General features: G+C 59.9%; 18 protein-coding genes. 5 read left to right on the top strand and 13 right to left on the bottom strand.

Features of this window, described 5'->3' with window-relative positions:
* Positions 1-161: 161 nt before the first annotated feature.
* From HF916_RS36435 to HF916_RS36425, 3 genes are all read left to right on the top strand, one after another.
* Complete coding sequence (locus HF916_RS36435; RefSeq protein WP_168793626.1) at positions 162-509, top strand: hypothetical protein; 348 nt, start codon at positions 162-164, stop codon at positions 507-509.
* Positions 510-854: 345 nt separating this feature from the next.
* Positions 855-1,166, top strand: coding sequence for a hypothetical protein (locus tag HF916_RS36430; protein ID WP_168793625.1), 312 nt, complete (start codon positions 855-857; stop codon positions 1,164-1,166).
* A gap of 108 nt (positions 1,167-1,274) precedes the next feature.
* Positions 1,275-1,571 carry a hypothetical protein gene (locus tag HF916_RS36425; protein ID WP_168793624.1) on the top strand — a complete coding sequence of 99 codons (297 nt, stop codon included), beginning with the start codon at positions 1,275-1,277 and terminating at the stop codon, positions 1,569-1,571.
* Positions 1,572-1,679: 108 nt separating this feature from the next.
* On the opposite strand, the gene HF916_RS51575 is transcribed toward HF916_RS36425, so the two are convergent.
* The 12 genes from HF916_RS51575 to HF916_RS36365 form a co-directional block, all read right to left on the bottom strand.
* On the bottom strand, positions 1,680-2,507 hold the full coding sequence (locus HF916_RS51575; protein ID WP_168793623.1) for a patatin-like phospholipase family protein: 828 nt from the start codon (positions 2,505-2,507) through the stop codon (positions 1,680-1,682).
* Positions 2,504-3,013, bottom strand: a complete 510-nt coding sequence (locus tag HF916_RS36415; RefSeq protein WP_168793622.1) for a hypothetical protein — start codon at positions 3,011-3,013, stop codon at positions 2,504-2,506. The genes HF916_RS51575 and HF916_RS36415 overlap by 4 nt, the downstream gene beginning before the upstream one ends.
* A gap of 10 nt (positions 3,014-3,023) precedes the next feature.
* Positions 3,024-3,356 (bottom strand): hypothetical protein, encoded by a 333-nt coding sequence (locus HF916_RS36410; RefSeq protein WP_168793621.1) that lies wholly within the window; start codon positions 3,354-3,356, stop codon positions 3,024-3,026.
* The gene (locus tag HF916_RS36405) at positions 3,353-3,667 is read right to left on the bottom strand and encodes a hypothetical protein (protein ID WP_168793620.1); all 315 of its coding nucleotides are present in this window, start codon (positions 3,665-3,667) and stop codon (positions 3,353-3,355) included. Before HF916_RS36405 ends, HF916_RS36410 begins: the two co-directional genes overlap by 4 nt.
* Before the next feature lie 110 nt (positions 3,668-3,777).
* On the bottom strand, positions 3,778-3,993 hold the full coding sequence (locus tag HF916_RS36400) for a hypothetical protein (RefSeq protein WP_168793619.1): 216 nt from the start codon (positions 3,991-3,993) through the stop codon (positions 3,778-3,780).
* Positions 3,990-5,228: an SGNH/GDSL hydrolase family protein gene (locus tag HF916_RS36395; RefSeq protein ID WP_168793618.1), complete on the bottom strand. Its 1,239-nt coding sequence runs from the start codon at positions 5,226-5,228 to the stop codon at positions 3,990-3,992. Before HF916_RS36395 ends, HF916_RS36400 begins: the two co-directional genes overlap by 4 nt.
* 3 nt (positions 5,229-5,231) lie before the next feature.
* The gene (locus tag HF916_RS36390) at positions 5,232-6,155 is read right to left on the bottom strand and encodes a hypothetical protein (RefSeq protein WP_168793617.1); all 924 of its coding nucleotides are present in this window, start codon (positions 6,153-6,155) and stop codon (positions 5,232-5,234) included.
* 3 nt (positions 6,156-6,158) lie between these two features.
* Positions 6,159-6,467: a hypothetical protein gene (locus HF916_RS36385; RefSeq protein ID WP_168793616.1), complete on the bottom strand. Its 309-nt coding sequence runs from the start codon at positions 6,465-6,467 to the stop codon at positions 6,159-6,161.
* Positions 6,464-6,814, bottom strand: a complete 351-nt coding sequence (locus HF916_RS36380) for a hypothetical protein (RefSeq protein ID WP_168793615.1) — start codon at positions 6,812-6,814, stop codon at positions 6,464-6,466. Before HF916_RS36380 ends, HF916_RS36385 begins: the two co-directional genes overlap by 4 nt.
* Before the next feature lie 106 nt (positions 6,815-6,920).
* Positions 6,921-7,487 (bottom strand): glycoside hydrolase family 19 protein, encoded by a 567-nt coding sequence (locus HF916_RS36375; RefSeq protein WP_168793614.1) that lies wholly within the window; start codon positions 7,485-7,487, stop codon positions 6,921-6,923.
* A 79-nt stretch (positions 7,488-7,566) separates the two neighbouring features.
* A complete protein-coding gene (locus HF916_RS36370; protein ID WP_168793613.1) occupies positions 7,567-7,962 on the bottom strand; it encodes a hypothetical protein in 396 nt (131 codons plus the stop codon).
* Positions 7,963-8,027: 65 nt separating this feature from the next.
* Positions 8,028-9,391, bottom strand: a protein-coding gene (locus HF916_RS36365) for an IS3 family transposase (RefSeq protein ID WP_168789116.1) whose coding sequence is annotated in 2 segments (ribosomal slippage) — positions 8,028-8,929 and positions 8,929-9,391 — 1,365 coding nt in all. Because the reading frame shifts where the segments join, the coding sequence is not laid out codon by codon here.
* 210 nt (positions 9,392-9,601) lie between these two features.
* Here HF916_RS36365 and HF916_RS36360 point away from each other — a divergent pair.
* Complete coding sequence (locus tag HF916_RS36360; RefSeq protein WP_168793612.1) at positions 9,602-9,895, top strand: XRE family transcriptional regulator; 294 nt, start codon at positions 9,602-9,604, stop codon at positions 9,893-9,895.
* Between the two features lie 2 nt (positions 9,896-9,897).
* Positions 9,898-10,611, top strand: coding sequence for a hypothetical protein (locus HF916_RS36355; protein ID WP_168793611.1), 714 nt, complete (start codon positions 9,898-9,900; stop codon positions 10,609-10,611).
* Between the two features lie 7 nt (positions 10,612-10,618).
* On the opposite strand, the gene HF916_RS36350 is transcribed toward HF916_RS36355, so the two are convergent.
* A complete protein-coding gene (locus tag HF916_RS36350) occupies positions 10,619-11,728 on the bottom strand; it encodes an acyltransferase family protein (RefSeq protein ID WP_168793610.1) in 1,110 nt (369 codons plus the stop codon).
* Between the last annotated feature and the right edge of the window lies 1 nt (position 11,729).

Genomic DNA, 11,729 nt, shown 5'->3' with positions numbered 1-11,729 from the left:
GGTTTGGAAAGCTTGTCGCCGCGCCTCACTGCCATGGCCTTCGATCGCCATGCGTGTCCGATCGACGCGCCATCGCATGCGCAAGCCGTAATTTGCGGACACAAATGCTGCTGAACTCTTGAGCGTGCGTTTTTTCTCAATCACATACGAAGGAGAAAATCGTGAGCAGGCTCATTGCATCAATGGCACTGTTGGCGGTGACGGCCAGTTTGACCGGATGCGTGGTCGCACCGGGATACGACTATGGCTACGCGCAACCTTATTACCCTGGCTATGGCTATGCGTACGGGCCACCGTATGCGCCGGTTTATGGCAGCGTCGGCATCTATGGCGGCTGGGGTGGATCCTGCTGTTATCACGGCGGCGGGTATTGGCATGGCGGCCATGGGTGGCACGGCGGTGGCGGTGGCGGCTGGCATGGCGGCGGATATGGCGGATCTCACGGCGGCAGCAGCGCTAGCGGCGGGGGAAGTTCGTGGAGCAGCGGCGGTGGCGGCCGTGGGCGTTGAAATCGCAAACCCAAAATAAAAACGGCGCTGTGATTTCTCACAACGCCGTTCGCAAAACTTTTACTGCCTGAATTCTTTGGGGTGGCTGATGGGGCTCGAACCCACGACAACAGGAATCACAATCCAGCCGTCAAAACCGCGTCGAGCCTTTACCAGCAAGCATCCTGCCTTCAGGATTCGGAACAAAAAATAGGTTTGACCTCACGGTTTTATGCGGTTCTCCGGGCGCCCGTTCCGAAATTAGACATGATTTAAACGGACTCAGGAAAGTCCATTTCGGGAATAAAAGGCGGTTTTCGAAGCGGCGCTATACTGTTCATCCATACAGTATTTTGTCGTTCTGCCATGCGCCACCGCCGCCCTTTAACCGCCGCCGACCTGGCCGAGATTTACGATCGCGAGCCGACCGAGACCGTGCTTCGCCCGCTTCAGGAGATCCATCGTCTGCGATCGACGATCCTTCGCGCGGACCAGATCCGCCGGATGATTGGCAAGCACGGCAGTGCGTACGTGGCCGGAACTGTGTGGGAGTGCTTCGAGCGGGAACTGGATGAGGAGCCGTGCTTGACGGATCCGCGCACGCCGAGGCAGGAAAAGAGGATCGAGGCAACGATGCGCCGCCTTGACGAATGGCGGAAGAACGGCCGGAGAGATTGATGTGCGCCAGCGGCGCGAAGGAAAGTTGTACCCAAAGCCGAGCCCGCCGGTCACCTATTCATCAGGCCCACTGATTGCGGCTTGCTCTTCAAATCAACAGGAGCGAGCATGCAATTGACCATCGATCAATTCAAAACCCAACTGGCAGAGTTTCTTCGCGATCTAATGCCATGCACATCCGCGGATTTGACGGACAACGCCATTGCCTATTGGGATGGGCAGCGGGTCGTCTACTGCTATCTGGATGACGATACCGACCTAATCGACTATGAGTTCGACCTTGACAATGGCCTCTGGAAAGATTGGGAGGAGTATCTGTCAGAGTGGACAGCGGAACCGAAATTCAGCGTCAGGCCTGAGTTGCGGGACCGGCTAAATCAATTCCCGACTAGCGAGGCGGGATAGTTGATGTGCACAGTGGAAGGGATGACCTTCGCAGCGCCGGCGGCCGCCTTTCGGGCAGAGCACCGCCGGCTGTTCGCGCTGCAGGCACAGGATACGCTGCCCGACTGGCTACGCCGGCGGATATCCCATTACACAGACTGTCTCGAGCGCAGTCTTCGCTGCTGAATAGCCGTCGTCATAGAGCCTCTGACGTACCGCTGCTGGCATGTTTCGATCAAACGAACTCGCATAGCCGGTGGACACGCGCACGATGGTCGCGCCGTTCTTCGTGTCGAGCTCGACGTGCGCCGCCTCGTTGGCGGCGAGCATCAAGTCAATGATCCGCGGCGCCAGCGTGCTCAAGCCATAGTTGCCCGGCCGGAGCGGCGTGTCATCCGACACGAGGTAAATCCCAACCCGCGGCACGTCGTCGACGGTCAGATCACTCGCCGGCACGTTATCGCAGGTGCCCCCGTCGACGAGTAATGCGCCGGAACATGCGACCGGCGGAAACACGATCGGGATTGATGCGCTCGCACGCGCCGCCACCGCGATCGGCACGTTCGGCGTGGTTTGCCGGCTGAACAGGAATTCCCTTTCGGTCAGCAGATCAGCCGCGATGACCTTCAGATCGATCGCCGTATCGGCGAACGTCTTGCCTCGCGTGCTTTGCTCGAGGAAGGCTTGCAGAGCGGTGCCGGTGCACAGGGACTGATGGCGCACCACCGCCCAAGGCGAGAACCGCATCATCGGAGACCAGTCCATCTGCATGCACAGCTCGTGCATGTCCGCGAGCTTCATGCCGCCGGCAAACATCGAAGCGACGATCGAGCCGCCGGACGTCCCGGCCAGCTCGACCACGTCGAATCCAGCGTCGACGATCGCCTGCAGCGCGCCAAGGTGCGCGCCGAGGCGAAAGCCGGATCCGCTCAACGCGACGCGGATCCGATTGCTCATGATGCGACCGTCCCGCTCGCCGCCACGGGCGCCGGCGACGTTGGTGCCGTCGACGTGCCGTATTGCTGGATCGCGGCCGACAGCGTCGTCTGAAACGCGATAATCGCGATCTGCCACGTCTGATACTTCGCGGCGGTTACGGAGTCGGCGCCGGCCTTCAACTGCTCGAGCGCGGCGATCGCATCGGGGACGATCGACTGTACGAAGTTCTGGACGCTCGACGGATCCGCCGCCGCGTTGGCCGAGCAGATATCGCTCGCGCCGCCAGTCAGCTTAGCGAGCACCGCCTGCTGGCCAGTTGCGCTCGTCGGCGTCATGGCCTTAACGGATGCGAGCGTGGGCTGCGCAATGTTGCACGCCTTCGTCACGTTCGCCTTGACCGCGGCAAGAATCTGCGCCGGCGTCTGGGTAGGATCGGAAGGCTTCTCGGTAGGCGTGGAAGAACAACCAACGAGGGCGACAGCCGCGACGAGGCCTGCCGCAAGCAGCATGGATAAACGTTTCATGAGGGATCTCTTACTTGAGGGTTTTGATTGCCGTAACGGCTGCCGAAGCGGCCGCCGCTGCGACGTCTGATGCCGCGGCTGCGGCGGTTGCTTGCCCCTGGAAGGCCTGTACGTCGGTCTCCCGGAGCGAGATGCTGTAGTCGCCGGCGGCCGTGCGCGTGAAGGTCGCGTCGACCGTGGCCATCTGTTTGCCGTTCCAGACCTTCAGGACGCAGCAGCTGGTGGCCACGCCGCTCGAGTTGATGATTGGCTCGATGTCATAGCGCGCGGTACCGGCGTACCAGAGCGATGCGCAACCCTGCAGGGCCGCGCATGCGGTCAGCGCGATCGCGACGCGAATCACTGCAGCGTCGCTGGCGTTGCCGCCGACGCCTGCGCAGTCGCCGCTGGCGCAGTTGCTGCCGGCGAAGAAACAGCTACGGCAGGAGGGTCGATCACGGCGGGCTGCAAAAACGCCTCCGCGCTCGAGGCACCTCCGGAAAGCGTGACGCCAGGCGTCGACATCGTGGCGCCGTGGATCCCGAGTCCGGTAATCGTCAGCGCGATAGCGCCAATGAGCTGATCAGCGGGCGCTTTACCGATGACCACAAGCGCGAGCCATGCGCCGAACAGAAGCACGGCAGCCGCGAACTTCAATAACTGAGTCGAATTCAAGATGCTCTCCTAGGTAATGCCACACGATTGCGGCGAAGTGAATGCAGTCGGTAAACGACAAAACCGCCCGAAGGCGGTCATGTGGGGTGATGAGACTCAGCGCAAACGTGTTACGTCAAACCGTCCGGAGGCGACCACGCGGCCCCGATCACCACGCTGGCTGTGTCCGAAACCTGCAAACCTGAAAAGCTGGTCGGCGCGGCGCCGGGTGCATACATGAGCCCGTCGACGGTGCCGTCATCGTGAACGCTGCCTACGATGCCCAATGCAACCGTATTTGCATCGACGCGAATCGCGATGCTCGATCCCAATTCGACGGTGCTCATTTGAAGCCTCCTAGCATGCGTTGCATGTCTGGCTGGATGATAGTTGCGGCCTTTGGCCAGCCGACATCGTTCGGGTGATTCGTATCGGTGGTATAGATCGTCAAATAACGCTCCGGTCTTGCGCCGTCGCCCAATCCGGCCATGCCGAGTGACCACGTGAGATTGCTTATGCCATCGAGCCGGGACATGCGCAGGTTCTGATCCTGCCGGTAGACGTCGCCCGGGACCGTTCCTGTAGGCGTCGCCGTCAGCGTGCCTTGTTGCCAGTTGTCGGCGACTACCGAGTGCGGCGCCCATCCGCGCAACAGAACACGAATCCCGAGGCTCAGTGCGAGCGCGGTCACTTGATCAATCAGGAAACGATTGGAGCGTTGACCGGGCAAGGAAGGCACGCCGTCATTCGGTGTTCCGACCGTAAGCACAAGCACATCGGGCTTGATGATCGGCAGCATGTAAAGCATGCGCGCAAGGTAGGTCGCCGAGTTCTGGCCGCCCCAGCCCGCCGCGATATAGCCTAGAGGTAGCGTCGGCTTCGTCAGATTGATTGCCTGCATTGCGCGATAGACGTCCGTCTTGCCGAGCAATGTTTGCCCCGCGCCGGCCGCGATGCTGTCGCCGCCCAGCATGAAACTGACGCCGCTCTGCGTTTCACAAAGCGCCTCGATGCCGGCGATCGCACCGCGCAACTGGATCGTCGAGCTCGAAAACGTGCCGGGGTTCGTCGCCTGATCACCTGACTGATTTCGCTGCGCCCAGTAACCGCCGCTTGCCTTGGCCTCGGACTCCATCCACGAGAGGTCATAGCTGTTGTTCGAGTAATTGGCCTGCGACGGATCAAGGTAGGCGTACACCATGACCGGGAACGTTCCCGGATCGTCCACCGATTCCTGCGGATACACCGGAATCCATGGGCCGACAAACATTGACGGTTGGTTCACGCCTTGCGTTGGCGGCACGTTGCATGCGCCGCCTGCCGTCCATTCCGTCGACGTTGCGGGTGACAAACTGGCGTTGTATGACTTGCATGTAGCCGCGCCCGTCTGCGCGAAGTTCACTGCAACGGACTGATTGTTGTAGAACACGAGCCGCACTTGTGAGGGCGGTTTCAGGAAGGAGTGCGCGGCGCGAAATGTCAGGCCCGCCGGATTATTGGCTTGCGACAGGGACTCAACGGCCGTGATGAACGAGTGACGTCGAGACGCGGTCGTCGTCTGTATTAGCGGTGTGTTCAGCATCGGTCAGCCCTCGAACATTGTTACGGGCTGCCCAGCCACTGATCCATAAACGTACACCGCGCCCTGATGAGGAATCGGCGGCTGCCATGACCCGCCGGCGGCGATCGGGATGCTGCCAGGAACTCCCTGTGCGGGATTGTTTATCGTCGTTGCGGCATAGAGAGGCAACGTGCCGGGATTGATGATTTCAAGGGACTTGCGCGAAGCGTTCGCCGCTGCGAACAGAGTGGCAACTCCGACCCATGTCAGGATGAAAGTGGCGCCGGTGCCAGATCCGCTAGACGACGCCTGGGCGACCGGATTCGTCATCGCCTGCACGTTTGCGTAGGAGACGTTTCCCGGCGTTGTAAGCGCGACTGTCGCGACCGCGCTGCCGTTGACCGTGGCAACGGTGAGCACGATCCCGTTTGCCAGCGTAATGGTGTTTCCAACCGCATAGCCAGATCCACCCGCAGCAATGGCCGCCCCGCTAACTGCGCCATTGATTGTTCCAGAGCGGTCAGGCGTGGCGCTGGCCGGTACCGGGGTGCTTGTGACCTGGAGGTCTGCGGCATTGCCGTTCTTTACGCCAACATGCGCTGGCGCTGCGGTCCCGTTTGCGACGACGGTGAACGAGCCCGAGGTGATAGCGCTCAGCCGCGCGCGAACCTGCTTCGCACCGCCGGCCGAAACGTTATAGACGCCGGCCGCAGCTGCAGTCGTGCTGCCGGCCGCGCCAGTGCCGCCTTTCGGATACGCCTTAGACGCAACCCAGTTCGTACCGTCAGAGGTCGCCTCAAACGCGACCGTTGCGCCGACTGGGGAGCCCGCGAGAGCGAAGTCAACCGACCCAAGCGTATCGGTGGCGAGCGTTACCGCCGAGTTGACCGTAGACAGCGTACCCGATGCCGATTGATTGGGCGCGCCTGAGGGAAAGAATGCTGTCATCTTTTACGCGTCCTGAACCATCGCCACCCAGTAACGGTGCGATGCGGTGAAAAGATAGATTTGCGGTGCACCGCCCTTCGTCTCGTCAGCGAGCACGAGAAAAAGGCCCACTGGATTGGCGGGCAACGAAGCGAAGGTGGCCGACTGCTGAACCACCAATGAAGGGAGTTCGGCCGCGTACGCGGCGGCTTGCTCCGCGCTCGCCGCGGCCGCCGAGACCGCCTGTGCAATCTGCGCGCTTGCGCCGGCGCCAAGCGAACCGACCTGCAGGACCTGAACCGCCCCGTTTATCGTTATCGTCAGTGAGCTCATATGGTCACTCTCGGCTCGAGGTAGCCTGGGCCGGCGAAGAGATAACCGATGTCGGCATTCGGATCGACGTATTGCAGGTCATGCACGCCGATCTGAAAAATTCCGGGTCCACGCAGATTCGTCCCTGGAAGCGGGAGTCCTGTCGGCGAAATCAAAGCAGTGTCAGCGCGTGCGAAGACAAGATCAATCTCGCCAGATGTGCCCCCGAGGACAATGCGGCTGCCGCTCTGCGACCCGCTGTCGAGCGTAATCAGCGGCGTCGGGCCCAGCCCAATCGTGCGTATTTGCAGGCGCATCGAATAGTGCGTCAGGTCGATCGGATTGCCTTGATCGTCCGCCCATACCATCGAGATCTTCAGATCCGCGCCCTGCTTTAGCGTGATAGGGAAAATTGCGATTCGCGAGGTGTCTGTGCTTGTCATCGACGAGTCCGGTGAAAATGCCGCGCGGCGGCTAAGCGACGCCGAGCGCGTCTTTACAGCTCGTCCAGAGCTGCTCGCGATCATCCATGCCGTTCGGCGTCGCCGTGCTGTTCGGGTTGCCGATGTTGATGGCGCGGCTCAGCGTCAAAAACTCGCTCGCGTCGGCGTATGCGTTGAAACTGCGGTCTGTCCAAAATTGCGCCGACGCGAGCGATGCCACGTCGGGCCGTACGATGAGTTCGGGGTTGCCCTCGAGGTCGAAGCCGATCTTCTGCCCCATCACGCGAAAGTTGTAGCGGCCGGTGATGCCAATGAGACCGCCGCCGCGATATCGGAAACCGTCGCCAGCCGTCGTGTTACCCAGCGCGCGCGACTTCGGCGTGAACGGTTCATATAGCTTCTGCTCGGCCGTGGGACCCCAGAGTTCGCGGAGCCACTGGAAGCGGCCGCACTCGTGGCCGCACTGCGCAAGAAAGGCGGCCTGGCGCACCGGCGTATCGATCGAATACAGCGCCATAGCGGCCGATAGCGGATCGGCCCATAGGGAAGCGCGGGCGAGCTGAATCTGCAGCGCCGCAGCGAGCGTTTCGGGTGACATAGGGATCTCCAGCGCGACGATCCGTGCGCGGATTAGAAACAAGGAAATTGCGTGACCAGCGGCCGATATGCGTGCGACCCTACCCCATCAGTTTGAAGATCGCACTTGCCCACTCCGGGATCTTCGCGCCCCACAGAATGGCCTTCACGATCACCAGGACCAGCACTGTGACCAGCCCGGGAAGAAAGACCTTGCGCAACAGGAAAGTCCATGCGTCGGCTAGCCTGCAAAAAAAGCGTTTCATTGCGACGCCGTCGGCCCAGGCGTCGCGCATCGCTTTCGTATCGTCCGCAATCTGGCGGGTCAGCGCTGTGTTTTCGGCGACATCGTTTTTGATGTTCGCCATCTCGACATCCGTATTGCTCTGTCTAAGGTTTAACGCTTGGAATTGTTTGTCGACGTTCCGCTTCCACTGGTCCCCGTGAGTGAGGCTGGATAGTTCGTCATCGCTCAGGCTCATCGCGTTGTCTTCCATGAATCCCCGGAAATAAAAAAAGCCGCTCCCAGTGAACTGACCCCGCAAAGTTGGACAGTTTTCGGCTAGGGCCGGCAGGCCTGGGTCCTGTACATCACAGGACTCAGGCCGTTCAGTTTCAACGTGATGCGTTTGTGGTTGTAGTAACGGATGTACTGTCTGATACCCGCCTTTAACGCCTCAATACTCTCGAACCTGTTCAGAAGAAAGAACTCGGATTTGAGCGTGCCGAAGAAGCTTTCCATTGCCGCATTGTCGTAGCAGTTTGCCCTGCGCGACATACTCTGCGTCAGGCCGTGTTGATCCAGCAGCCTTCGATAAGCGCGCATCTGGTACTGCCAGCCCTGATCCGAATGCAGCAATGGCCTGTCCTCGTCTCCCAGTTTCGCCAGTGCTTTCCTGAGCATGCCGTTCACCATTTCAAAGACCGGACGCGTGTTCATCTGGTAAGCCACGATTTCGTTGTTATACAGATCCATGATCGGCGAGAGATACAGTTTCTGTCCGAGCACGTTGAACTCCGTCACGTCCGTCACCCATTTCTGATTGGGCTGCGACGCGCTGAACTCGCGGTTCAGCAGATTCGGTGCGATACGCCCGACTTCGCCGCGCCATGAGCGGTATTTCTTCGCGCGCACCAGCGATTTCAGGTTCAGTTTTCCCATCAGACATTGCACTGTCTTGTGGTTGACCAGCTGACCCGCCTTCCGGATCTCAAGGGTGATGCGCCGGTAGCCATAACGGCCCTTGTGGCGCTCATACACCGTCTTGATCCTGGCTTTGAGGTCCTTGTGCCGGTCGACGCCGTCCATCACCTTCAACTGATAGTAGAACGTGCTGCGCGCCAGACCCGCAGCCTTGAGCAAGGCCAGCGTCGCATGGTGCTGCCGCAGTTCCTGCACTATTTGCGCTTTTTCTTTTGCGCGCCCTGCTTCTTCGCCTGAAGCAGGGCATCGAGCTTTTTTAGGTACGCCACCTCCGCGCGCAGGTACTCGTTTTCCTTGAGCAACTGCTCACGTGTGCGCTCATCCGGCGCACTCTCTCCGGTCGGCTGTTCGGGTGTCGGGTGGGTCATTGTTTTGGGGCGCCCTCGTGGGCGGGGCGCCAGAGCATCCATACCGCCCTCATGATACCGGCGTTCCCATTTCCCTACACAACTGGGGTTGCGAATGTCGAACACCACAGCCACTTGCCGACACGACAGATCCTTGCGCCACATATGAGTGAGGACCGACATCCTGAACTGCGCGTCGTAGTGACTGAATTTCTTGCGTAATCCATCACGGCCATGCTGCTCGTAAGTCGCCACCCAGTGCCGCAAAACAGAGGGACCCACACCGTACCGCTGTGCAATTACACCTGCACCGGCGACGCCAGCCAGGTATTGCTTAACCAGCTTCAGCTTTAACTGCTCACTGTACTTCGCCATGAAAAACACCCCAAAGGTTGGATTGGTGTCCAACTTTTGGGGTGCAGTTCACAGGCGGCTGTTTATCGAATCGTTGCTCCCATGCTTGACGCCTAGGCCGATTAGGCCTACCTTGTCGACTAGCGGCTGCGCAATCGCGCGGCCCACATCCGATGAGGAAAATCATGGACCGCTTTCGTCACGCCGCGATCGGCGCTGGAATCACACGTCATGCAATATCAACCGCCGTCGCCGGACGACCTGGCTCGTCTCAAGGACGAGTTGGGCCTCAGCAGCGCGCAGATGGCCAGACTGTTCGGACTATCGGGCGGACGACACTGGCGCAAGTACACCGGCGGGGGCGATCCTCAAGGCATCAGTCCACTCCCCCTCTTCTTCGCAATGGCCCAATTGGAACTCGACAACGAAACGATCGAGCGAGTGCTACAACGCATGCGCCGAGTCGGAGCAACGATCGACTTGAGCGCCGACTCCCCGGAGCTCGATGGCGAGCAGCAGCCGTAGCAATGTCGCTCGGCTGTGCAGCAGCAAGCGCGCACGCGGACAACATCACCGACTACATCCACTTCGAGGCCGGGATCGGCGGCGCTGCGTACCGCAATGGCCCAGACGGCCTCTGGTATCAACAGGGCTTCTCGCACAGCCTCAATCTCACCGCCCCATCGTTCGAAATCGGCTTCACCGGGCCGATCATCCAGCGAGAATCCTGGGGCGTCGATTGGCATTTGGGCTGGGCATGGCTCGGCACCGTCCATACCAACGCGCTTGTGCCGTCCGCAAACACGAACACGACGTCCGGCCGCTGGGTTGGGCCGGATCTCGTAGGCGTCAACAAGTCTGATCCCTGCAGCGGTCCATGCAACAACCTGAGCCGCTTCATCGGCAGCGGCCACGATCAAGGGTTCATGCTGACCGTCGAGCCGCACTATGACTATCGCGAATGGCGATTTGGCATCGAAGCCGGCCCCTATCTGCATCGCTCAACATGGAGCGAAGACGTCATCAACTGGGTTCCAGAAGCTGGTGCCGCGCCGCGAAATATTCACGTCGATTACAAGCCTCAGTGGCTGGTGGGATATGTGGTCGGCGCATCAGTCGCGCGCGGCAACATTTCAGTCGCCTACCAGTACTTCGCGAATAAGATCAACGGAAGGGCGAGCAATCCCTACCAGCCCATCTGGCAGGGCACGCACATGCTGATGGCGAAGTATCGGTTCTGAGGGCGGCCTACGTCGGAGTGTGTCTACGGCGACTCGCTCTTGATAGTGCAAGAGTCACCGTGGGCACGATCAGATATTTGTCGAGCAGGATCGGAACCGACAACCCAGCGAGCACGTAGACGAACCACATGTGCTCCGGATGCCACTGATAGTACTGGTTCACGACGGTCGCCGGCTGAATGATGCCGAGCGCGCACAATGCGGCGTTGACCAGGAAGAAGCCGAACAACTGGTGCAGTACGATCGGCATCCCGTTCTTCCCAACGAAAGCAACGACGCGAGCGGCCCTATTGCCAGATACAAGGATCGCAGCGCCATAGAAAAAGCCAATCCCGAGAATACTCGTGACGATCGGAAGGATCGTCGTCTCAAACTTCATTATCTGCATCCAGAAATCGAGCACCTTCCCGGTGGTCGTCAACTGCTGGCCAGCCACATAAATCACGGCAAGCATAATGATGCTCGTTAGCGCGCGATTCACGCGGTAGGTGGCACACAAGTAGCCGAGGTAGTAGAAAAATGCGCCGAATACGATTCTCAGCGGAATGATGATGCTCCACTGAATGTCACCGAATTGATACATACGGCGGCACGCATGAACAGCCGCTAGCGCTGCCAACAGGTAGCCCAACCCGAACAGCGCGTGAAGCGCCTTTTCTCTGCATCCCAGGACGCGCTGAGCGAAGATAGCGAGCTGCGCGTGGACAACGCAAAAATACAGTCGGGCGAAGAACAAAACCGGGATGAACCAATATGGCGAAGTGAAGCGGTACGCGCCGGAACCAAAGAATTGATCGAAGAAAATGTCTCGCAGCGACAGTGGCCTAGACAGTCCGGTGAAGCCGAATGCCCCCAAGACTTGGCTAATGAGTGCATATCCGATAAAACAAAGCGTCGTCGGCAACAGCAACGACCTCACTCCCTTAAACACCGATGCGCCGAATCTCTCGGGCGCGCCCTCGCTGAAAAAAAGCCCTGACAGAAAAAAGAAGAGGGGCATGTGAAACGAGTAGGGTGAGAATGCTGCGAGTCCCGTCCCGCTGCCCGCGTGGCCAGCCACAACGAAGATGATGCCAATGCCCCGCAGGACGTCTATGCTTTGGTCGCGCTCTGCCATC

This window comes from Paraburkholderia aromaticivorans (assembly GCF_012689525.1).
Classification (GTDB): Bacteria; Pseudomonadota; Gammaproteobacteria; order Burkholderiales; family Burkholderiaceae; genus Paraburkholderia; species Paraburkholderia aromaticivorans_A.
This window is presented reverse-complemented; position numbering and strand designations above follow the sequence as displayed.

What these genes read in the sequence shown, in the direction of transcription:
- HF916_RS36430 (WP_168793625.1), top strand. Translation starts at nt 855, where the DNA reads ATGCGCCACCGCCGCCCTTTAACCGCCGCCGACCTGGCCGAGATTTAC.
- HF916_RS36425 (WP_168793624.1), top strand. Translation starts at nt 1,275, where the DNA reads ATGCAATTGACCATCGATCAATTCAAAACCCAACTGGCAGAGTTTCTT.
- HF916_RS51575 (WP_168793623.1), bottom strand. Translation starts at nt 2,507, where the DNA reads ATGAGCAATCGGATCCGCGTCGCGTTGAGCGGATCCGGCTTTCGCCTC.
- HF916_RS36415 (WP_168793622.1), bottom strand. Translation starts at nt 3,013, where the DNA reads ATGAAACGTTTATCCATGCTGCTTGCGGCAGGCCTCGTCGCGGCTGTC.
- HF916_RS36400 (WP_168793619.1), bottom strand. Translation starts at nt 3,993, where the DNA reads ATGAGCACCGTCGAATTGGGATCGAGCATCGCGATTCGCGTCGATGCA.
- HF916_RS36395 (WP_168793618.1), bottom strand. Translation starts at nt 5,228, where the DNA reads ATGCTGAACACACCGCTAATACAGACGACGACCGCGTCTCGACGTCAC.
- HF916_RS36390 (WP_168793617.1), bottom strand. Translation starts at nt 6,155, where the DNA reads ATGACAGCATTCTTTCCCTCAGGCGCGCCCAATCAATCGGCATCGGGT.
- HF916_RS36385 (WP_168793616.1), bottom strand. Translation starts at nt 6,467, where the DNA reads ATGAGCTCACTGACGATAACGATAAACGGGGCGGTTCAGGTCCTGCAG.
- HF916_RS36380 (WP_168793615.1), bottom strand. Translation starts at nt 6,814, where the DNA reads ATGGTATGGGCGGACGATCAAGGCAATCCGATCGACCTGACGCACTAT.
- HF916_RS36375 (WP_168793614.1), bottom strand. Translation starts at nt 7,487, where the DNA reads ATGTCACCCGAAACGCTCGCTGCGGCGCTGCAGATTCAGCTCGCCCGC.
- HF916_RS36370 (WP_168793613.1), bottom strand. Translation starts at nt 7,962, where the DNA reads ATGGAAGACAACGCGATGAGCCTGAGCGATGACGAACTATCCAGCCTC.
- HF916_RS36360 (WP_168793612.1), top strand. Translation starts at nt 9,602, where the DNA reads ATGCAATATCAACCGCCGTCGCCGGACGACCTGGCTCGTCTCAAGGAC.
- HF916_RS36355 (WP_168793611.1), top strand. Translation starts at nt 9,898, where the DNA reads ATGTCGCTCGGCTGTGCAGCAGCAAGCGCGCACGCGGACAACATCACC.
- HF916_RS36350 (WP_168793610.1), bottom strand. Translation starts at nt 11,728, where the DNA reads ATGGCAGAGCGCGACCAAAGCATAGACGTCCTGCGGGGCATTGGCATC.